Source organism: Gracilibacillus boraciitolerans JCM 21714, from assembly GCF_000521485.1.
GTDB classification, from domain to species: domain Bacteria; phylum Bacillota; class Bacilli; order Bacillales; family Amphibacillaceae; genus Gracilibacillus; species Gracilibacillus boraciitolerans.
On the sequence record NZ_BAVS01000002.1, the window covers coordinates 147439 to 167819 of the forward strand.

Genomic DNA, 20381 nt, shown 5'->3' on the forward strand with positions numbered 1-20381 from the left:
AATTTTAAGCACCTCACCACAACGAGTTCGACTTCAAGGCGAGTTGCAGGAAAAAAGCGCTCGTATCCTTTCGTTATCAAATATAGAAGAGCATATTACGATTACGGATGGTGAACTGCCAAGTGAAAGTAAAGTAGAAGATGTCTATGAAGCGTTAATACCAGAAAAATCTTTGTTAGACAGAGATATGGTAATAGGAAAAACACTAACAATAGGAGAAGGTGAATCTCAGTTTCAAGTAAAACCAGTTGGGACATTTATTGTCAAAGATACAAATGACCCATATTGGACGTTAGCACCGAACTCCTATAGTGAAGATTTTATCATTGCCGAAGCACTATTTAAAAACGATTTATTAGAGAGTAACGAAGCGTTATTAAAAACTGGAAAATTTATGACAGCTTTTGATTACAGAGCCTTTAAAAGTACAGACATACCAAAATTATTAAATCTTGAGCGACGAGTGAATGTCGAAATAAGTGAAATGATGGAAACCATTATTCTTGTTGATTTAAAAGCACAAGATATTTTGTCATCGTATCAACAAAAAGGCGCTCAGTTGAAAACGATGTTATGGTCCTTAAATGTACCGATTTTAGTTATGCTTGCCATCTATATATATATGGTTTCTCGTTTAATTGTTCGCAGACAGTTAAATGAAATGGCAGTATTAGCAAGCCGTGGCGCAAAAAGAACCCAAATTTTATTTATTTATTTTATTGAAATAGCTATTTTAGGACTACTTGCATTTGTTATAGGTCCATATATTGGATTGCAATTCACTAAATTATTAGGGGGCAACGAATGGATTTTTGGAGTTTGTTGATCGAACGGCACTTCCTATTAAAATCTTGCCTGAGTCCTATTTGTATGGATTACTGGCTGTGTTTGCAGCAATCTTGATGGTGATGATCCCAGTTTACATCGCATCCAATCAGAGTATTGTTCATCATAAACAAAATAATGAGAATATGGTCAGTAGCTTTAAATGGTATACACTACTCTTTGACTTATTATTAGTTGGTGTTGCAATATATGGCTTATTTTCATTTCAAAAGCGTCAGGAAGCATTAGCTACTCTAACACAAGGTAAAGATGTCAATATTGATCCGATTCTATTTTTTCTTCCTGCTTTATTTATTATCGGTCTTGGTCTATTTATTTTGAGAATATACCCTTTTGTTTTAAAAGTAATTTATCGTTTAGGAGAGAAGTTTTGGTCGATCTCACTATATTCCTCATTTCTGCAAGTAAGCCGATCTGCAAAGCAGTATCAATTTTTAATGCTGTTTTTAATCATGACAATAGGAATTGGGATGTACAGTACCAGTGCTGCACGAACAATCAATCATAATTTGGAAGAACAGATTCTTTATCAAAATGGTGCTGACATAACACTCGATGTTAGATGGAAGAGCAATCAAATCATGTCAGGATCTCAAGCGATGGTAAACGAGTCCATGCAAGAAGCTGAGGAAACAGCAGAGACGGAAGACTTTAAAGAAACGATTTATACGGAACCACCATTTGAACCGTTTGCGCAAGTAGAAGGTGTAGAGCAAGCAACGAAGGTATTTAAGAAGCAACCAGTAAAAGTAGAAGCTCAGGGAAACAGTTTATTTTCGACAGAACTTATAGGCATCGAACCAAAGAATTTCGGTCAAACGGCATGGTTCAAATCTTCGCTACTGCCACATCATTGGTATCATTATTTAAATTTACTTGCCAAAGAACCTAGTTCAGTATTGATTTCAAAATCTGTTTCTTCTTCTTTAGGAGTAAAAACAGGTGACTATCTAACAATTGGATGGGATGGCTCAGACACGGCAGAATTTGTCGTCTACGGTATTATCGAATATTGGCCTACTTTTAATCCGATAGCGAAAACAGAGGAGGATAACAATCCAACGTTAATTGTTGCTAATTTACCTTTTGTTCAAAATGCAATGGGCTTAGAACCTTATCAAGTCTGGCTGAAAACAGATCCGGGAAAAACAAGAAATAAGTTATATGAAACGATGAAACAAGCTGAACTTCCTGTAAAAAGTATAGAGGATGTTCAACCGAAATTAATTGAATTAAAAAACAGTGCCTTTTTATTAGGATTAAATGGAACATTGACTCTAGGGTTCCTCATTTCGCTAATCATTACATTTATCGGCTTTTTATTATATTGGATTTTAACGATTCAATCGCGTACACTACAATATGGAATTTACCGTGCTATGGGCATTTCGATTCGAAAATTAGTTGTGATGCTTGTTTGGGAGCAGATACTGACATCGGGTATTGCTTGTTTATTAGGAGTAGTTATTGGTGGAATAACAAGTAGACTGTTCGTGCCTTTTTTTCAATTGTCATTTGATTCACAAACGATTGTTCCACCATTTCAAGTGATGGTTGATCCAGATGACATGTGGAGAATTTATTTATTTGTTGGATTCATGTTAATTGTCGGTTTATCAATATTAGTTGTGTTATTGCGAAAAATTAAAATACATCAAGCTATAAAGTTAGGTGAGGATTAATATGATAACATGTGAAAATTTAATGAAAATCTATAAAATTGATGATGAAATGGAAGTGATGGCGTTACAAGGGCTTGATTTAGAAGTGGAAAAAGGAGAGATAATGGGAATTATCGGGAATAGTGGTAGTGGGAAATCCACATTATTAAATATGCTTGGTGGATTGGATCGGCCTACTGCTGGAAAATTAACCGTTGATGGTAAGGACTTGCTTCGTCTTTCTGAAAAAGATCTTGTTAAATATAAGCTTGAGACTGTCGGGTTTATTTGGCAAAATAATGCTAGAAATCTAATCCCTTATTTAAGCGCTGTTGAGAATGTCGAACTTCCAATGCTTTTAAAAGGACGCCATAAGCGAGAACGGGCAAAGAAATTATTAGAAATGGTCGGATTAAACCAGCAAATGAATAGTAAGCTTGATAAATTATCCGGTGGCGAGCAGCAGCGGGTAGCGATTGCAATATCATTAGCAAATAATCCTAGGCTGCTATTAGCGGATGAACCGACAGGAAGCGTCGATACAAAAACAGCGAATATTATCTTAGACCTTTTTCGAAAGCTTAATCGTGAACTAAATATTACGATCGTTATTGTGACACATGATACTCAGCTTATAAAAAAATGGATAGAGTGGTTTCGATTCGAGATGGGCAGACATCAAGTGAATTTTTAAGGCGTTCCTTTCATTCTTTTAGTCGGGTAGTTGATTTTGATATGATGGAATCAAAAGAGGATACACATGTTGAGTTAGCAGTGGTAGATAAAATTGGACGTATTCAACTCCCAAGAGAATATTTAGATTCGATTGGACTAACATCAGATTCTAATAAACTAGAAGTGATGTTTGAAGACGGGAAGATTGTCATTTTAAACCCTAAGGATAAACATGTTTAAGTATTTATAGTATTAAGTATTATCATTTGACAAAAGGGAACATCGAACGATAAAAATAGACTAGAAAAAAGTTTATATTCATCAAAAAAATAGAGGGATAATAATATGAAATTGACTATACGAGAGATTGCAAAAATGGCTGGGGTCTCACCTGGCACAGTTTCAAAGGTAATTAATCAGAAAGGAAGTATTGGTTCCGATACGATTCAAAAAGTAAAAAAAGTAATTGAAGATACAGGTTATCAACCTAGTTTTTCGGCTAAAGCATTGGCAACTAAGAAATCGAATATGATTGGTCTAATTTATGCAGGGGAAGTATATGTAGAATTCAACCATCCGTTCTTTAACCAAGTTATCAATGTGTTTAAAAATACGATAGGCCAGTTAGGTTATGATATTCTGGTTTTTTCTAATCAAGCTTTTAATATTGGTAAAGAAGATTATGTTGCCCGAGCAAAACATTATCAATTAGATGGCTGCTTAATTATCGCGGGGGGAAAATATTGAAGAAGCGATTAACCAACTAGATCAAAGTGATATTCCAACGGTTGCCGTCGATTTAGAATTATCCGGTGAACGATCGAGTTATGTAATGACAGATAACCAAAAGATCTCACGTCAAGTAGTAGAATATTTCTATTTGAACGGAATTCGCAAATTGGCGTTTATTGGCGGCCAGGAAAATTCGGTCATTTCTAATGTGCGTAAGGATTCATTTATTCAATCGATGAAAGATTTCGGAATGGACTTGCGTTATGAATGGATAAAGTATGGGAACTACTTTGAAGAAAGTGGTTATGAAAAAATGACAGAAATATTAAAAGAAGATGTAAAACCGGATGCTGTATACGCGGTATCAGACATGATGGCATTAGGGGCATTGAGGGCCATTAAAGAAGCAGGTTTATCTGTGCCAAGTGACATCAAAGTTGTTGGTTGTGATGATATTGAAGCATGTCGCTACAGTGAACCAAGCCTGGCAACTGTTAAGCAAGATCAGGTCAAGATTGGCAGATTGGCAGCAAATATGTTACATGATTTAATTAATGAAAGAAAAGTGCAAAAGTCAGTTTTAGTAGATCCTGAATTAATTATCAGAGACTCGGGTAAAATTTAAAACCTGCTTCCTATTGTTGAAAAAGAACGTTTAATATTTTAGAAACCGGCAATAATGTTAACAAATTATTCTAAAATATGAAATGTGAAGCAGGTGAAGATATGAATCACTATGAATCAATACTGTTCCGGATTTTGCATGTTTTTGCTTCTTTTTTAACTCTGCAGTTACTGTGGTTTTTTTTCTCTATGGGGATTATAACTGTGATTCCTGCAACACTTGCCATGTATGCCGTAATGGTTGAATGGTCAAAAAACGGAATTGACATAGGCATTTGGAAAAATTTCTTCCACTCTTTCAAACAATATTTTAGAAAGACGATGTTTTTAGGCGCAAATATAGCTATTATACTGATAATACTTGCTTTGAATGCGAATATTATCCCGTCTATAACTGCTTCTATGAACTTTTATATGCAAGTGATATGGTTATTTGCGGCAAGTGTTTTTCTGTTAGTATTGATTTCGATTTTACCTTTAATCGTAACTTCACATTTAAAGGGCTTAAAATTATGGAGAAATGCTTGGATTGCTTCGATTACCGTTTTACCAGAAGTATTGCTTGTTGGAATTATTGGTCTGTGCTTTGTTATTATATCCCTTTATTTACCTATGGCTATTGTGGCAGTTACAGGATTATTTGCATTTATCCATATTAATATTTGGAAAAGAGCAGTTAAAAAATTACCACAAGATTTCTTGGATCAATGCTTATTAAAATATCGTTATCGATAATAAATCTTCCTTAAGATCTTAAGAAGGTGCTTATAACATTGCAAGCAAAAATCCCTTTCAATGAATAAAAGGAAGATTATGTGCATTAACTTTTGAGGTAATTATGACTTGATTTTACTGTTTAACAAGCCGCTCCGGCTTGTCCGCTTCCCTTTCCACGGGTTTCTCCTCAGCTAACTTTGGCAAGCCAAAGTGGATCTTCGGATAAAAACTTCCCGTAGGAGTGAAAGCGGACGCCTGCGCTAATTAACTTGCTACAATTGACGTAAGTAGTAGAATTTCGACTTCTATATCTCTATTTTTAGTTATCATCTTTTAAAAACGTATAAAAAGATAATGGTTAAAACCGTTGTAGAGCAAATCAATAGCGAGGGCATCAGTCTCTCTTACCATAGAATGTTAATATAGAAAGGACCGGCAATGTTTCATGTCTTGGCCTAAACATTCCAAAATGTTAGCTCATGCATTTTTGTAGGACTATAATTAGCGAAGGTGCCCGCTTTCACTCCTGTGGGAACGTTTTCTCTGAAGATCCACTTTTTCAAGCGTTCTTTGCTTGGAAAAGTTAGCTGAAGGGAAAACCCCACGGAAAGGGAAGTGGGCAGCCGTAGCGGCTGTTTAGCAGTTAATACCATTTAAAATAACCACAGAAGTTACTACGCATTATCTTCCTTATGTGCAGCGGATTAATCATTGTTTTATCATTAATAATCATAACCACTTTATGTTGTACTACCAGAGTATTGATTGCTTAGCTGATTTTTATATTCCTTTGTCGTCATCCCTGTTATTTTTTTAAATATATGACAAAAGTAGTGGGAATCATTGTAACCAACTTGATATGCAATTTCATAGGTTTTATCATTTGTCACTTCTAACAATTCCTTCGCCTTTGCAATTCTTTTTTTTGTTAAAAAATTCTGTAATGGTTTGCTTCATTTCTTTACTGAAAATACTGCTGAGATAGGCAGCGCTTATATTTACTTCTGAAGCTATCTGCTGAAGCGATAAACTTGAGTCCTGATAACTTTCTGAAATTACTTGTTTTACCTGATGAATCACTTTCCCGTATTTGCTGGTATCTTTATCTAAAAAAAGAGGCTGTAACATTTTATTCATATAGTCAATCATTTGATCTTTTGTTTTTACTTGATGAATATCTGTTTCTGCATGATGGACTGTTTGGACAATATCCACATTATATTGCTCGGTTTCTTCCATATGATGTCGAATCGTAATCGTGAAATCCAGCAAAAAATAATAGATGAAAATATTGGATAATTTTTTTTTGTTCAATATAACCTCCGCGTATTGTGGAATAAATCGACTAATTTGCTCTCTATGACCAAACTTTAAAAATTGGATTAACTTTCTGCGATCAGCTGCTTTCATTAAATCCTGATGAATGACATCATTTTTTTGAAGAAAAACAGAAGAGGTATAGGCTTGGATTGCTCTGCTGTAACTGTATGCCTCAATGGCATTTTCATAAGACAGTGTTATATGCTCTGTGCGGGTTTCAATGGAGCCAATACCAAACAAAATAGGGGAGAGTTGCTCGCGAATTTTGGTAATTTGCTCGATTAACATATGCTCAGCATCATGTTTTAAAATTATCACCCATTTTGTATTCTTAATAAAATATAATGGTTGGTATTGCTCAAATAAGTGTAATAATTCCATTGTTTTATTGTTATTTTCAATGACAAACACTACATAATAGCTAGCCATTAGATCGACCTGTAGCGATTTTACCTGATATAAGATTTCTTCTGTCGATAAAGAGCCTTTGCATAAAAGTTCATAAAAATCTTCTTTTGTCTCCAATGGGGGGGTAAAAAAAACAGGTTTGCTATCCATTTCTATTTTGACCTTGCGTAAAATCATTAGTAAATCTTCACTACTAACAGGTTTCAAACAATATTCCTCTACCTGGAGTCTGATAGCCTGTTGTGCATACTCAAATTCATCATGACCACTTAGAATAATAATTTTAGTAGCTGGCATTTTTTCCTTAATGTTTTTGGACAAGGTTAAACCATCCATAAATGGCATTTTAATATCTGTAATTACAATGTCTGGTTGGTGTTTTTCGATAAGTGGTAATGCCATTTCGCCATCAGAAGCATCACCGCAGTATATAAATCCTTCTTTTTCCCATTCTATTTTTTGGGATATCCCTCTTCTTATGACCGCTTCATCATCGACCAGAAATATTTTTTTCATTTTCTCTGTTTCCCCCCCTAATTTTGGAATCGTAATCGTGACTCTGGTACCGGATCCCTTCCAGCTGTTAATCTTCAGACCATATTCTTTTCCATAATATAATTGTATGCGTTGCTGGACATTAATAAGGCCAAACCCATTTTTTGTTTCAGGTATGACCTCGCCGTTGATCAGATGGCTTCTTAATTTTTCTAATCGTATTTCATCCATGCCAATGCCATTATCGACTACTTCAAAGCGAATCCTGTCTTGCCCTTCAATTGTGCCATTAATCCGCAAAAAACCTTTGCCACGTTTGTTTTTAATACCGTGATAGATCGCGTTTTCAACGATGGGCTGTAATAATAATTTTAAAATGTGGTAGTTAAAAATATTGGAGTCAACTTGAACAGATACATCTAAAACATCTTCATATCTTGTTTTTTGAATATATAAATAACTATCAATATGAGCTATTTCATCCGCAATGGTAATCCAGTCTTTTCCTTTATTAAGTGAAATTCTGCTATATTGAGATAATGCTTTGGTCAGTTCAATAACAGATTGATGTTCCTTCGCTTCTGCAAGCCATATTATCGTGTCTAACGTGTTATATAAAAAATGGGGGGGATTAATCTGGGCTTGCATTGTGCGAAATTCAGCTGCTTTTAACTTTTTTTTCTTCATCAATACTAAGATCTAATAGAGATTTAATTTTAACAATCATCTGATTAAAACTATCTCCGAGTGTAGCGATTTCGTCTTCACCGACAGGATCGACTTTTGCTTCTAAATTACCTTGTGCGGCTTGTTTCATTTTATCTTTTAGAAGCCGAATGGGATGTATTAATCGATTCGATATAAATATATACAAACCGATGATAAAAATAATACTACAGAACACTGTTAAAACAATTAACGTGCGAATTTCATTACTGTCTTTGATGATCTCCCTTATAGGCGCCTGACCAATTACTTTCCAATTTGTCATTTTAGAAGTTCCATAAACATAAAATATCTCATTATTTATAAAGTAGCCCTGTTCTTTGTTACTTATTTTTTTGATATCGAGATAGGCTGATTCAACTAACAGACGATCTTCCTGTTGGAAAGATAGGTTATGAGTTGGTGATACAATGTAAAAGGAACCATTATCGGAATCGGTTAGCGCTGTGTCATCTAAAATCGAAATAATCGAGGAAGCATCAATTGTAATTTTTAACGTACCTATTACAGCTTCCGTGATATCCCGAACGATGGCATTAGTTATTTCTAATGTTGGAAAACCATTTTGATACGTTATGTTCATTTGCGAATCATTTGGATTCTTTGCAAAACTTTGGTAAGTTTTCTTATCATTCATAGATAGTTGTCGCTGGTAAACGCCACGTTTGTTACTAATGGACTTTCCATCAGGATCCATAATTTCTATATCAAATATGTGCTCACCTGAGAGGTAACTTTTTTATAAAAATCGAAAAGACTTAAAATTTCCCTTGCATCCTCATTGGTTACCTCTTCACGCAAAAGAAATTGGACCGTACTTTGCTGTTTGCCAATCTCATTAAAACGATAAATATCTTGAAATAGAACATCAATTTCCCGGGTTATTTGACTTGTTTTAATTTGGGCTAAACTATAAGCTCGTTCAGCCACGATGTTTGATGATTTACTGTAAGAAATAAAACCTATAAATACTAAAGGGAAAACAGTTAGAAGAACGAACATAACCAGCATTTTTGTACGTAAACTTTTATCTAGACACTTGAACCAGTTCCATTTCATGTTGTTGACCATCCTTCTTAAGAGGAGCTATTAGATTTGGAATTGCTTTAGTTGCTTTCGTAACTGATCTACATATGCGAGTTGTTTATCAGATGTTTCAGCAATTTCTTCTATTGTAGTCAATTGTTCTTCACCTAAACTCCCAATAATCTCCATGCTTTTGAAGCATTTTTTGATTTGTTCATTGCAATCGTCGATGTTTTTTTGTAATTGTTTCATTCCAGAAATCGAAGTCGTTATATACTCTAATGTAGCTGCGTTTAAACCTGCTTCTGCCTTTATTAATTGCTGCTGAAAAGCTAATTGCTCTGTTAATAATTGATTGCTTTGCTGTTGTAACCATTCTATTTGGAGATTTTGTTGTTGCAGGTCTTGGATGATGGATTGACTGGTTGATGTCATTTGTTCACCAGCAGCTAAATTTTCTTCCGTACTTTGGTGGATATGCTGTGAGGTCCGGATGATTTCATTACTTGTATGGTGCACCTGACTGATAATATGTTTTAAATAGGTTGTCATCACGTGGAAAGCATTATAAAGATCATCAATTTCATTCATTGCTTTTATAGGCTGGATTGGTTCTGATAAATTACCTTTCGCTATCTCTCTTGCGTGTCCTTGTAATAGATAAATTGGTTTTAATAAGTACTTGGATGCGATCCATATTAGCATAAAGTTAAGTATTACTAATACTAAATATACGATTATACTTATACGTATATCACGGCTGATTTTATCTTTAATCGCTTCTTTTTGTTTTTCGCTTTCCTGTAGTGTTTCTTGTAAAAGTAATTGTACATGCTCATTAATTAAACCTGAAGCAATTCCGATATACTCTTGTGTAATATATTTCTCTTCTGCAGATGCATTGGTTTTAATCTGTTTACCTAAGCGATCGATATACTCTGTTGTCGTTTCAATAATTGTTCTGACTTCTGTTATTTCTTTAGAAAATGGTTGAGCCATTTCTTTTGTTGCCACGGTGTTTAAGTTTTCTTCCATTTGCGAAAGAATTTGATATTGATCACCATCGCCGAAATATACTTTTCCATAAACAATATCACGTATTTCTTCTTCTAACTGATCCCTAAGCTCACCATGAATGGAGTTCGTTAAATGGATGGTTTCTGTCATCTCATTATATTGTTGAATGTAACTAATAAAGAAAAATAATTGAACGGATTGAATAAGACCAAACCAGATAAAAAGCAAGATAAAAACAAAAAGGAATTTTGAGCGAATCGGTAATTTTCGAAATTTTGCAAACGCATTCATTATGGATTGCCCCCTCACTACGCGAAATAAGTTACATAGATACGCTCACGTTGCATCTTTTATTTTAACTTATTAGGATAACTTTCTATAGTATATTTTAAATATTTTAAAAAATATTACAATTTTTGCTTAAAAAATTATACCTTTTTACTGATTTTAGATAAATAATTTAATTTTTTCTAAAAATAATCTATTTTAACATTAGTGAAAGCGTTTTAAAATAAAGGCATACCAAAATTATATTGGTAAAAAAAGGGGAGGTTAGGGTAATATGAAGAAATTTCTAACAAGGAAGGGAATATTGGTGCTATTACTATCTTTCATTTTATTTTTAGCTGCATGTGGTTCAACAGAAGAAACTACGAAGGAAGAGCCAGCAGCTGAGGATAACACGGAACAAACAGATGAGGGAAATGAAGAAGCAATAACTGAAGGCGAAACAGAAGAAGAAGGCAGTGGTGAAGCTGGTGATAAATTAGTAATTGGCTTTTCACAAGTAGGAGCAGAAAGTGAGTGGCGTACAGCTAACACAAAATCCATTCAAGATGCGATTAAAGAAGCTGGACATGAATTAAAATTCTCTGATGGCCAACAAAAACAAGAAAATCAAATTAAAGCTATACGTTCTTTTATTACACAAAAAGTAGATGCGATTGTCTTCTCACCAGTGGTCGAAACTGGTTTTGAAACAGTAATGCAGGAAGCGAAAGATGCTGGTATACCGATTTTCTTAGCAGATAGAGCGGTAGATGCGGAGGATGATTCGTTATGGGTTACATTCCTTGGTTCTGACTTTGTCGAAGAAGGCCGTAAAGCAGGTCAATGGCTGATAGATGAAATGGCAGACCAAGAAGGACCTATCAATATTGTGGAATTACAAGGTACTGTAGGCTCAGCACCAGCTATTGACCGTAAAGAAGGTTTTGAAGAAATCATCGGATCAGATGATAAATTCGAGATCATTAAATCACAAACAGGAGATTTCACAAGAGCTAAAGGGAAAGAAGTAATGGAAGCATTTTTGAAATCAGATGGGGGGGAAAACATTGATGTTTTATATGCACACAATGATGATATGGCAATCGGTGCGATTCAGGCAATCGAAGAATACGGCTTAAAGCCTGCTGAGGATATTACGATTATTGGTGTAGATGCGGTTAAAGGTGCATTTGAAGCAATGGCAGATGGAAAAATGAACGTAACAATAGAATGTAATCCGTTATTCGGTCCACAGTTAGTTGACTTAATCGAACAACATTTTGCCGGTGTAGAGTTAGAAAAACGAATTGCAGTAGAAGAAAGCATGTATACAATGGATCAAGCAGCAGAACTATTACCAACTCGTGAATACTAATTTAAAGAGATAAAGCATGGAGTAAGCCTAAAGCAATATGCTTTAGGCTTACTAAATTACATGCATAAAGGAGAGAAATGAATTGCCTGTAAAACAGCCACGATTGGTCATGAAGAATATTGTGAAAGAATTTCCGGGTGTGAAGGCATTATCAGATGTTCATTTATCACTCTATCCAGGTGAAGTTCATGCCTTGATGGGGGGGGAGAATGGAGCAGGTAAATCCACCTTAATCAAAGTGTTAACGGGTGTTTATTCCATCGATCAGGGTACCGTCATGATGGAAGGAAAATCTGTTCATATTAAAAGTCCACAAGAAGCACAGGCACATGGGATTAGTACAGTATATCAGGAAGTGAATTTATGTCCTAATCTTTCCGTGACAGAAAACATTTTTATCGGAAGGGAAATTAAGAAGAACGGTCGCTTAGCATGGAAGGAAATGCATAAGCGCGCGAAAGTGTTGCTAGAGAAGTTACAATTAAATATTGATGTTAACAAGTTATTATCTTCTTATTCGGTAGCGATTCAACAAATGGTAGCCATTGCTCGCGCATTAAATGTATCCGCCAAAATTTTAATTTTAGATGAGCCTACTTCCAGTCTTGACCGTGACGAAGTAAATAAACTTTTTTCTGTGATAAGAAAGTTAAAGGAAGAAGGTTTAGCGATTGTGTTTGTAAGTCATTTTTTAGACCAAATCTATGAAATTACCGATCGACTTACTGTATTACGAAACGGTGAATGGATCGGTGAATATATGACGGAAGAAATGGATCGAATGGATTTAGTTTCGAAAATGATAGGTAAGGACTTACAAGAATTTAAATCGGTTTCAAAAGATACAACGAACCAATCGGAAGAAAAGGAAACCTTTTTATCAGCAGAGCAGGTTGGTTTAACAGGAGTAATTGAGCCGTTTCAATTTGAATTAAATAAAGGTGAGATTGTTGGACTGGCAGGCCTATTAGGTTCAGGCCGAACAGAGATAGCTAGATTGTTATTTGGGGGGGCTGATAAAGCTGATCAGGGTATGCTGAAGGTTAATGGAAAAAAAGTGAATTTTTCTACTCCCAGACAAGCAATTTTACATGATATTGGTTTTTGTTCTGAAAATCGGAAAACGGAAGGTATTATTCCAGAGTTAACAGTCAGAGAAAATATTATTCTAGCTATTCAAAGTGTAAACGGCTTGTTTCGATATTTATCAAAAACGAAACAGGCTAAAATAGCTGATGAATATATGAAACTATTAAATATTAACCCAGCTAATCCAGAACAACTAATTAAAAATTTAAGTGGTGGAAATCAACAGAAGGTTATGTTAGCGAGATGGCTTGTGACAGATCCTCAGCTTCTTATCTTAGACGAACCAACGCGAGGAATAGATATTGGTGCAAAGGCAGAGATTATGAAATTAATGACAGAATTAAGCAAAAAGAATAAATCAATTCTATTTATTTCTTCAGAGATTGAAGAGATCTTACGAACTTGTCATCGCGTTGCTGTTTTAAGAGATCGAAAAAAAGTAACAGAGTTAGAAAATCATGAGAACTTAACTCAGCAAGAACTAATGAAAGAAATGGCCGGGGGGGGAATGTAGCATGGGGAAATCCTTAATGAAATCAAGACTATTATGGCCAATATTGGTGTTAGTGCTAATTTTATTATTTAATTTATTTTTTGATAGTAGTTTTTTATCGATTGAAGTACGCAATGGTCGGTTAACCGGAAGTATCATTGATATTTTAAATCGTGGAGCCCCCCCTTTAATGTTAATTTCAATTGGAATGACGTTGGTTATTGCGACAAAAGGTATTGACTTAAGTGTAGGTTCGGTGATTGCGATGTCAGGAGCAATAGGGGGCAATGACAGTTGCGAGTGCTGAAACAGGCGGATTAGGGCCATTGTTTGAAGCGATAGCACTGGCGTTAGTAGTTTCAGCCCTAGTTGGAGGATGGAATGGCCTGCTTGTTTCAAGATTTGGTGTACAACCAATCGTGGCTACCTTAATATTGATGGTTGCCGGAAGAGGGGTTGCCCAATTAATTACTGGAGGGCAAATCACTACTGTCTATTATGACCCGTATAATTTTATTGGTGGTGGGTATCTTTTAGCGTTGCCATTTTCAATATTTATTGTTGCATTTGTGTTATTGATAGCAGTGTTATTAACAAGAACAACCGCGCTTGGGTTATTTATTGAATCGGTTGGTTCAAACCCGGATGCGAGCAGACTTGCTGGAATTAATTCAAAAAATATTATGCTAATGGTTTATTTGTTCTCCGGTTTTTGTGCTGGCATTGGTGGGTTAATTTTATCATCCAATGTAATGAGTGCAGATGGGAACAATGCTGGTCTATGGTTTGAATTAGATGCCATTTTAGCGGTTGTTATTGGAGGCACCTCGTTAATGGGTGGACGCTTTTATTTATTTGGAACAATTATCGGTGCTTTAATTATACAAAGTCTTACGACAACGATTTATTCGATTGGTGTACCGGCTGAAATAAACCTTGTAGTTAAAGCGGTAGTAGTATTGATTGTATGTTTATTACAGTCTCCAGAATTTCGTCGTAAAGTGTTTGGTGCTGGTAAGTTGAAAAAATCGACAGGACAAAAAGAAAGCGAGGGTGTTTCATTATCATGATTAATCGATTATCACTAGATTATAAACAGCTCCCGCTCATTGCCACCATTGCTTTATTTGTTCTTATGTTTAGTTTTGGTTCATTACGGTATACAGGATTTTTCTCTACCCAGGTATTTCTTAACTTATTTATTGATAATGCTTTTTTAATTGTAGTTGCGGTCGGAATGACGTTCGTTATTTTATCAGGAGGAATTGATTTATCAGTCGGTTCTGTAATTGCATTAACCAGTATGGTTGCAGCAAGTTTGACGATGGAAGCACAATTATCTCCAATGATTGTAGTTCCAATTAGTTTATTGGTAGGTACTGTATTAGGAATATTACAGGGTTCACTGATTCACTTTTATAATTTGCAGCCGTTTATAGTCACCTTAGCAGGGATGTTTTTAGCACGTGGTCTGAGCTATGTAATAAGTGTTGAAACCATCTCGATTGATCATCCTTTTTTTAGTTATATGGCAAGTACAAGGATTCCAATTCCTGGCGATAATTTTATTTCGATAAGTGTAGTGATTGCGGTGATTATCGTAATTGCTGCGATCTTCCTGGGCCATTTTACAAAGTTTGGTCGAACGGTATATGCAATTGGTGGTAGTGAGCAATCCGCCATGCTTATGGGGCTGCCTGTAGGAAGAACCAAAATACTTATCTATACGCTAAGTGGTTTTTGTGCATCATTAGCTGGTTTAATTTTTACCTTCTATATGTTATCCGGTTATGGCTTACATGCAAATGGCATGGAATTAGACACAATTGCTGCGGTTGTTATTGGTGGTACGTTATTAACAGGCGGTGCCGGTTATGTTGCGGGTAGCGTAGTTGGTGTACTAATTCTTGGAATTATTCAAACGATTATTGTTTTTGAAGGAACATTAAGTTCATGGTGGACGAAGATTGCAATCGGTGTGTTGTTATTTTTATTTATCGCTTTGCAACGAATAATTGTGGTACGCAGCGAGAAAAGGCAAGGGAAAAAATAATGTGAGATGATTGAACTCCTCTATCAACGAAAAGATAGAGGAGATTTTAACGGTTGAATAATACCCAAGTAAGGGCAACATACTTGTTGATATTGATATAGCTCAATGCGTAATTAGTTTCCGTATCGCTTTTACTAGTTCCAAGGCTTCTACCGTATCTCCATGGACACAAATGGTATCTGCTTTGATTTCTATTTTTTCACCTGTAACGGTAGTGACAAGTTGATGGTTGATCATTTCCTCCACCTGTCTGATTACCTGATCTTTGTCATGGATGACAGCATTATCGAGAGAGCGTGGTGTTAATGATCCATCAGATTGATAAGTACGGTCTGCAAACACCTCATTTGCTACAGCTAATCCATAAGCCTTACCAGCTTCAACTAGTTTACTATTTGCCAGTCCTACTAAGATAAGATTTTTGTCAAAGTCTATAACCGCCTTTGCGATCGCATCAGCAAGTTTCTCATCCTTACATGCCATGTTGTAAAGAGCACCATGTGGTTTAACATGATGAAGCTTGATGCTATGAGCAGTAGTAAATCCAGATAATGCACCTAATTGATAAATAATCGCATCGTAAACATCTGCTGGTAGCATATCGATTTTTCTGCGACCAAATCCCTGTAAATCTGGAAATCCAGGATGTGCACCAATTTTCACATGATGCTTTTTTGCTAATTGCACTGTCTTGTTCATGGATTGGGGGGGATCACCAGCATGGAAACCGCAAGCAATATTGACTGCATCAGCGAGAGGAACAATCGCCTCATCATTTCCGATCTGATACAAACCAAAGTTTTCCCCCCCTAAATCACAATTTAAAAAGATTTTTTTCATAACGTAACACCTTCCCAATTTTCTTTCATAACATACTTCATTTGGCGATAAAAGTGTATACGTTCTTCTAAAAGGTGTATCGCTTCCTCAACGGTAATTTTCTGAAAACGGAATACTCTTCCAGGTCTGATTTGACTTAATTTACTGAGATCAACCTTTGCAACCTGTCCGATTTTAGGATAGCCACCAGTTGGCTGACCATCTGCCATAAGAATAATCGGTAGCCCATTTGGAGGTATTTGAATCGATCCAAAGGTAGTAGCTTCGGTTAATAATTGCTTATCTTCCTTTCGTTTTACTTGCTTGCCATTTAGTCGATATCCCATTCGATTTGATTGCGTCGATATTTCCCATTCTGTTTGCTCGAATGTAGATTTATTAAACCAATCGTATTGCGGTCCCTCGATATATCTTATCATTACAGAGTTTTGGTTGATATAATCAAAAAGTGCAGGAGCAACCGCCAATTAATGGATTGTTTTATAGAGTGGCTTTGACATATAGGAAGCTGATCTCCAATAGTTAGTTTTCTCCCTAGAATCCCTTTGATTCCTGCTCGGGCAACAGTACTGGAGCTACCGAGAATCTCAGGTAAATCGAGACCTCCTTTAACAGCAAGATAACCATAAAGTCCACTCTTTGCCGTGCGAAATTGTAGAATGTCACCTTTATTGATCTGGATCGCTTTTCCAAGTGGAATCACTTGTTCACTAATATTTGCAGTCATATCAGCACCAGTTATCGCAATGATTGTATCCTGATCAAACGAAACAGTTGGACCAATGAAACTCATTTCAATTCCAGCTGCGTCTTTATGATTGCCTACTACAAGGTTAGCCATCGTTGCTGCATACTCATCCATGGCACCGCTGACAGAAAAACCATATGATTGATAGCCAATACGACCTTTATCCTGAATAGTTGTATGCAGTCCTTCTTCGATAATTTCTAGTGTCATTTTTTATTCTGCTCCTCCTCGTAGATTTCATAAAATTCAGATGGAGAAATAGCATAAAATGATAACTGATCCCCCCCTGGATAAAATAACGTAGGCTTACCTTCTTTTAACGGGAGTAATTCAATCGGAGTTCTGCCGATAATATTCCAGCCACCAGGTGAAGCACTTGGATAAACACCAGTTTGTTCCCCCCCAGCGATACCTACCGCTCCTTTACTTACTTCGCGTCGTGGCGTTTCTTTCCGATTTGTAGCTAATTTCTTATCCATCCCAGTTAAGAAAGGAAAGCCAGGAGAAAAACCTAAGAAAGCAATATCATATGTTGGCGAAGTATGCAGACGAATCACCTCTTCAATGGTAAGTTGATGACTTGTCGCAACATGGTCAATATCTAATCCGAAAATTGGGTCATAACAAACAGGAATTCTATGGAATGTTCCTTTTTCTCTATCACTATATTGTTTAGAATGTCCAATCTTTGTAGCTATAGAACTGATTTCATCATGACTAATACGAAAGGGATCAAAATATATCGTTAATGTACAATAACCCAAAACGGTTTCCGAAATTGGCAATTTCTGATTAGTAAGCTGATGTTGTATCGCTAATAATTCTAAAGACCGATCTCTGTCGTCTGGAAAAGTAAGTATAATTGCATTTTCTGCAATCGATTGATACTGCATAAACCACCCTCCTATGGATAATCATTCTAATTCAAGTTTATTTTACTTTATCACGTCACTAATCATCAATAAAGTATGCCAAATTTAATTGTAACGGAGAAAATGGAGAAGAGAAAATATTAAATAGTTATAAAACTTAAGTCCTGATTAAAAAAACATGGAAAATGTTTTATAGTCATGTTAAGATAGTTCTATATATTCACAAAAGTAACGAATATTAGTTGAACAACATAGAGAACTGGAGGATGAAAGTAAAAGATTTTTGATAAATTTAAACGGAAATACTTGTAAGGTATTGTAAATTGTAACTGTTGGTTCATTATCAAAAGCGTTATTAACTATTTTATAGCAGATGTGAGTCGAGGGGGGGGAATATTGATGAAAAGGAATTTTATAAAAAGTAAAGGTAGAAATTTAAGCTTTAGAAATGTAACAGTAGGTTCAAAGTTTGGAATTATTTTATCTTTAGTATTGGTCTTATTTATTATAGGTACAGTGATCGTAGGATTCATGTTGGACAATGTGAAGTCAGAGATTGAAGCAATGGAACGAAGAGCAGAAAGAGCTGTTAATATTACGGAAATGGGATCGTTAATTAGTGCGAAAAGCATTCGAGTTTTCGAATATATGGAGCAACAAACCAGTGACGTGGAAGAAGAATATACGGCGAGGGCCCAACTTATTGATACGTTAGAAACAGAATTGGAACCGAATATGAATACGGAAGAGGAAATAGCGTTATATGAAGTGCTTGTGGAATTAGATGACCAGTTAAATCGTAAATTTAATGAAGTAGTTGGTTATGTGAGACAAGGTGAAAGTGAAATTGCTGTCAGGGCTGCTTCTGAAGCCGATCAAATTCAATTAGAAGCTATTGAGAATCTTGAACAACTTAAAATATTAGTAGAAGATGATCGAAAACTAGCAGTTAAAAAAGCCTTAAACAGTCAAGCTGTGGCTTTAATCTCTTTATTAACTGCAGTAGGAATTTCTGTAATTATTAGTATTATATTGATGATAATTGTTAGTCGAAAAAATTGCTAAAAATCTTAAACAAGTAGTAGCCGTTAGTAATCAAATTGCGGATGGTAATTTGCAAGTGGAAACGATTGACTATCAAGGTAAAGATGAAATAGGGCAACTAGCAAAAGCAATGAATACGATGGCAGCAAACTTACGTCAAATTATTGAGCGGGTATCAACGTATCAAATACGGTAAGTGCTCAAAGTGAAGAATTAAATCAATCTTCTAATGAAGTGAAAACTGGAACAGAACAAATTGCTTCGACGATGGAAGAGTTAGCTTCAGGTACCGAGACTCAAGCAACACATGCAGGAGATGTCGCAGCAAAAATGAGTGACTTCTCTCAAAAGGTTCGTGAAGCTAATGAAAATGGAGAAATGATCAAAGGAGCATCCCATAACGTGTTAGGCATGACAGAAAACGGCCGTGAAATGATGACTACATCTGTTGCTCAAATGGGGGAAAGTAAATGCAATCGTAAAAGATGCAGTAGAAAAAGTTCGTGGATTGGATGGGCAAACAAAAGAAGTTACCAAATTAGTAGCGGTAATTAAAGATATTGCTGAACAAACGAATCTATTAGCTTTAAATGCCGCGATAGAATCTGCTCGTGCTGGAGAGCATGGAAAAGGTTTTGCAGTCGTTGCAGATGAAGTTCGTAAGCTAGCAGAACAAGTAGCAAATTCTGTAACAGATATTACGAGAATCGTAACTAATATTCAGACCGAATCATCATATGTCTCCCAATCATTAGAGGAAGGCTATGGGGGGGAAGTGGAAGAAGGAACCAATCAAATTGGCAAAACAGGTGAAACCTTTGAACAAATTAATCATGCTGTCAATGATATGGTGGAGAGTATTCAAACCGTAACGAATCATCTTTCAGAAATGACGACAAGCAGTGAAGAAATTAATGGATCTATCGAAGAAATAGCCTCTATTTCCGAAGAATCAGCAGCAGGTGTGGAACAAACATCCGCATCCGCACAACAAGCTAGCAGTTCAATGGAAGAAGTATCCACTAAATCTGAAGAATTGGCAAACCTAGCAGAGGAATTAAATGATTTAGTAAGAAAATTTAAATTATAATTTAAAGAGAATAGAACAGAGGTGTTGGGTTATTAGTGAAATCCAAACGATTATTGGATAAATTTCTGATATCGTTTGGATTTTTTATAAGATAAGAAAGTATAAAATCCTTGTTATTACAGTATTTATACCAAGTAATACAGTTATGTAATGGAGTATAAATTGTAAAAACTCTATGTTGCCATTTTGAAATATTTTTATGAGTATGTCCAATGCTTCGGCCCATTACTTCGCTTTCACTCAAGGGTACAAGTGCAACC

18 protein-coding genes and 3 pseudogenes are annotated in these 20381 nt (G+C 35.7%); 11 read left to right on the plus strand and 10 right to left on the minus strand.

The features are described 5' to 3' along the window. Positions 1-43 precede the first annotated feature (43 nt). The 5 genes and pseudogenes from JCM21714_RS18010 (at position 44) to JCM21714_RS03850 (ending at position 5273) form a co-directional block, all read left to right on the plus strand. Positions 44-826 carry an FtsX-like permease family protein gene (locus JCM21714_RS18010; protein ID WP_052000367.1) on the plus strand — a complete coding sequence of 261 codons (783 nt, stop codon included), beginning with the start codon at positions 44-46 and terminating at the stop codon, positions 824-826. After that, positions 813-2528, plus strand: a complete 1716-nt coding sequence (locus JCM21714_RS03835; protein ID WP_052000368.1) for an ABC transporter permease — start codon at positions 813-815, stop codon at positions 2526-2528. The genes JCM21714_RS18010 and JCM21714_RS03835 overlap by 14 nt, the downstream gene beginning before the upstream one ends. Before the next feature lies 1 nt (position 2529). Further along, positions 2530-3422 (plus strand): annotated as a pseudogene (locus tag JCM21714_RS03840) (ABC transporter ATP-binding protein). Between the two features lie 105 nt (positions 3423-3527). Next, a pseudogene (locus JCM21714_RS03845) lies at positions 3528-4539 on the plus strand (LacI family DNA-binding transcriptional regulator). Between the two features lie 203 nt (positions 4540-4742). Next, positions 4743-5273 (plus strand): DUF624 domain-containing protein, encoded by a 531-nt coding sequence (locus JCM21714_RS03850; protein WP_235182586.1) that lies wholly within the window; start codon positions 4743-4745, stop codon positions 5271-5273. Between the two features lie 722 nt (positions 5274-5995). On the opposite strand, the gene JCM21714_RS19045 is transcribed toward JCM21714_RS03850, so the two are convergent. Genes JCM21714_RS19045 through JCM21714_RS03865 form a run of 5 tightly spaced genes read right to left on the minus strand, consistent with a single transcriptional unit; the run spans position 5996 to position 10538 of the window. Continuing rightward, positions 5996-6145: a helix-turn-helix domain-containing protein gene (locus tag JCM21714_RS19045; RefSeq protein WP_235182592.1), complete on the minus strand. Its 150-nt coding sequence runs from the start codon at positions 6143-6145 to the stop codon at positions 5996-5998. Then, positions 6135-8165 carry a response regulator gene (locus JCM21714_RS18015; RefSeq protein ID WP_052000369.1) on the minus strand — a complete coding sequence of 677 codons (2031 nt, stop codon included), beginning with the start codon at positions 8163-8165 and terminating at the stop codon, positions 6135-6137. Before JCM21714_RS18015 ends, JCM21714_RS19045 begins: the two co-directional genes overlap by 11 nt. Beyond that, positions 8137-8901, minus strand: a complete 765-nt coding sequence (locus tag JCM21714_RS18020) for a sensor histidine kinase (RefSeq protein ID WP_052000370.1) — start codon at positions 8899-8901, stop codon at positions 8137-8139. Before JCM21714_RS18020 ends, JCM21714_RS18015 begins: the two co-directional genes overlap by 29 nt. Before the next feature lie 5 nt (positions 8902-8906). After that, positions 8907-9263: a hypothetical protein gene (locus JCM21714_RS18025; RefSeq protein WP_052000371.1), complete on the minus strand. Its 357-nt coding sequence runs from the start codon at positions 9261-9263 to the stop codon at positions 8907-8909. A 30-nt stretch (positions 9264-9293) separates the two neighbouring features. Continuing rightward, complete coding sequence (locus JCM21714_RS03865) at positions 9294-10538, minus strand: HAMP domain-containing protein (RefSeq protein WP_035721972.1); 1245 nt, start codon at positions 10536-10538, stop codon at positions 9294-9296. A gap of 271 nt (positions 10539-10809) precedes the next feature. On the opposite strand from JCM21714_RS03865, the gene JCM21714_RS03870 reads away from it, so the two are divergent. From JCM21714_RS03870 to yjfF, 5 genes are all read left to right on the plus strand, one after another. After that, the gene (locus JCM21714_RS03870) at positions 10810-11892 is read left to right on the plus strand and encodes an ABC transporter substrate-binding protein (RefSeq protein ID WP_035721974.1); all 1083 of its coding nucleotides are present in this window, start codon (positions 10810-10812) and stop codon (positions 11890-11892) included. 82 nt (positions 11893-11974) lie between these two features. Next, positions 11975-13495, plus strand: a complete 1521-nt coding sequence (locus tag JCM21714_RS03875) for a sugar ABC transporter ATP-binding protein (protein WP_369403442.1) — start codon at positions 11975-11977, stop codon at positions 13493-13495. A 1-nt stretch (position 13496) separates the two neighbouring features. Next, positions 13497-13781 (plus strand): hypothetical protein, encoded by a 285-nt coding sequence (locus JCM21714_RS20845; protein WP_235182587.1) that lies wholly within the window; start codon positions 13497-13499, stop codon positions 13779-13781. Continuing rightward, on the plus strand, positions 13762-14544 hold the full coding sequence (locus tag JCM21714_RS03880) for an ABC transporter permease (protein WP_235182588.1): 783 nt from the start codon (positions 13762-13764) through the stop codon (positions 14542-14544). Before JCM21714_RS20845 ends, JCM21714_RS03880 begins: the two co-directional genes overlap by 20 nt. After that, positions 14541-15527 (plus strand): galactofuranose ABC transporter, permease protein YjfF, encoded by a 987-nt coding sequence (yjfF, locus tag JCM21714_RS03885; RefSeq protein ID WP_235182589.1) that lies wholly within the window; start codon positions 14541-14543, stop codon positions 15525-15527. The genes JCM21714_RS03880 and yjfF overlap by 4 nt, the downstream gene beginning before the upstream one ends. A 102-nt stretch (positions 15528-15629) precedes the next feature. Here yjfF and JCM21714_RS03890 read toward each other — a convergent pair whose 3' ends face one another. Genes JCM21714_RS03890 through pxpB form a run of 4 tightly spaced genes read right to left on the minus strand, consistent with a single transcriptional unit; the run spans position 15630 to position 18008 of the window. Further along, the gene (locus tag JCM21714_RS03890) at positions 15630-16367 is read right to left on the minus strand and encodes a 5-oxoprolinase subunit PxpA (RefSeq protein WP_035721976.1); all 738 of its coding nucleotides are present in this window, start codon (positions 16365-16367) and stop codon (positions 15630-15632) included. Beyond that, positions 16364-16786 (minus strand): 5-oxoprolinase subunit C family protein, encoded by a 423-nt coding sequence (locus JCM21714_RS22720; RefSeq protein WP_052000372.1) that lies wholly within the window; start codon positions 16784-16786, stop codon positions 16364-16366. Before JCM21714_RS22720 ends, JCM21714_RS03890 begins: the two co-directional genes overlap by 4 nt. After that, positions 16786-17325 carry a 5-oxoprolinase subunit C family protein gene (locus JCM21714_RS22725; RefSeq protein WP_052000373.1) on the minus strand — a complete coding sequence of 180 codons (540 nt, stop codon included), beginning with the start codon at positions 17323-17325 and terminating at the stop codon, positions 16786-16788. Before JCM21714_RS22725 ends, JCM21714_RS22720 begins: the two co-directional genes overlap by 1 nt. Beyond that, entirely contained in the window at positions 17322-18008 is a 687-nt protein-coding gene (gene pxpB, locus JCM21714_RS03900) for a 5-oxoprolinase subunit PxpB (RefSeq protein ID WP_052000374.1), read from the minus strand. Before pxpB ends, JCM21714_RS22725 begins: the two co-directional genes overlap by 4 nt. A gap of 378 nt (positions 18009-18386) precedes the next feature. Between pxpB and JCM21714_RS24650 the strand changes: the two are divergent. Further along, positions 18387-20121: pseudogene (locus JCM21714_RS24650) on the plus strand (methyl-accepting chemotaxis protein). 1 nt (position 20122) lies between these two features. Here the strand turns inward: JCM21714_RS24650 and JCM21714_RS20850 are convergent. Continuing rightward, positions 20123-20381, minus strand: a 259-nt coding sequence (locus JCM21714_RS20850) for a hypothetical protein (RefSeq protein ID WP_235182590.1), incomplete at its 5' end; no start/stop codon positions are given.

Excerpts from the sequence above, each read along its gene's own strand:
- JCM21714_RS18015 (WP_052000369.1), bottom strand. The coding sequence starts at position 8,165 with ATGAAGAAAAAAAAGTTAAAAGCAGCTGAATTTCGCACAATGCAAGCC.
- JCM21714_RS18020 (WP_052000370.1), bottom strand. The coding sequence starts at position 8,901 with ATGGATCCTGATGGAAAGTCCATTAGTAACAAACGTGGCGTTTACCAG.
- JCM21714_RS18025 (WP_052000371.1), bottom strand. The coding sequence starts at position 9,263 with ATGAAATGGAACTGGTTCAAGTGTCTAGATAAAAGTTTACGTACAAAA.
- JCM21714_RS03865 (WP_035721972.1), bottom strand. The coding sequence starts at position 10,538 with ATGAATGCGTTTGCAAAATTTCGAAAATTACCGATTCGCTCAAAATTC.
- JCM21714_RS03870 (WP_035721974.1), top strand. The coding sequence starts at position 10,810 with ATGAAGAAATTTCTAACAAGGAAGGGAATATTGGTGCTATTACTATCT.
- JCM21714_RS20845 (WP_235182587.1), top strand. The coding sequence starts at position 13,497 with ATGGGGAAATCCTTAATGAAATCAAGACTATTATGGCCAATATTGGTG.
- JCM21714_RS03880 (WP_235182588.1), top strand. The coding sequence starts at position 13,762 with ATGACAGTTGCGAGTGCTGAAACAGGCGGATTAGGGCCATTGTTTGAA.
- yjfF (WP_235182589.1), top strand. The coding sequence starts at position 14,541 with ATGATTAATCGATTATCACTAGATTATAAACAGCTCCCGCTCATTGCC.
- JCM21714_RS03890 (WP_035721976.1), bottom strand. The coding sequence starts at position 16,367 with ATGAAAAAAATCTTTTTAAATTGTGATTTAGGGGGGGAAAACTTTGGT.
- JCM21714_RS22720 (WP_052000372.1), bottom strand. The coding sequence starts at position 16,786 with ATGATAAGATATATCGAGGGACCGCAATACGATTGGTTTAATAAATCT.
- JCM21714_RS22725 (WP_052000373.1), bottom strand. The coding sequence starts at position 17,325 with ATGACACTAGAAATTATCGAAGAAGGACTGCATACAACTATTCAGGAT.
- pxpB (WP_052000374.1), bottom strand. The coding sequence starts at position 18,008 with ATGCAGTATCAATCGATTGCAGAAAATGCAATTATACTTACTTTTCCA.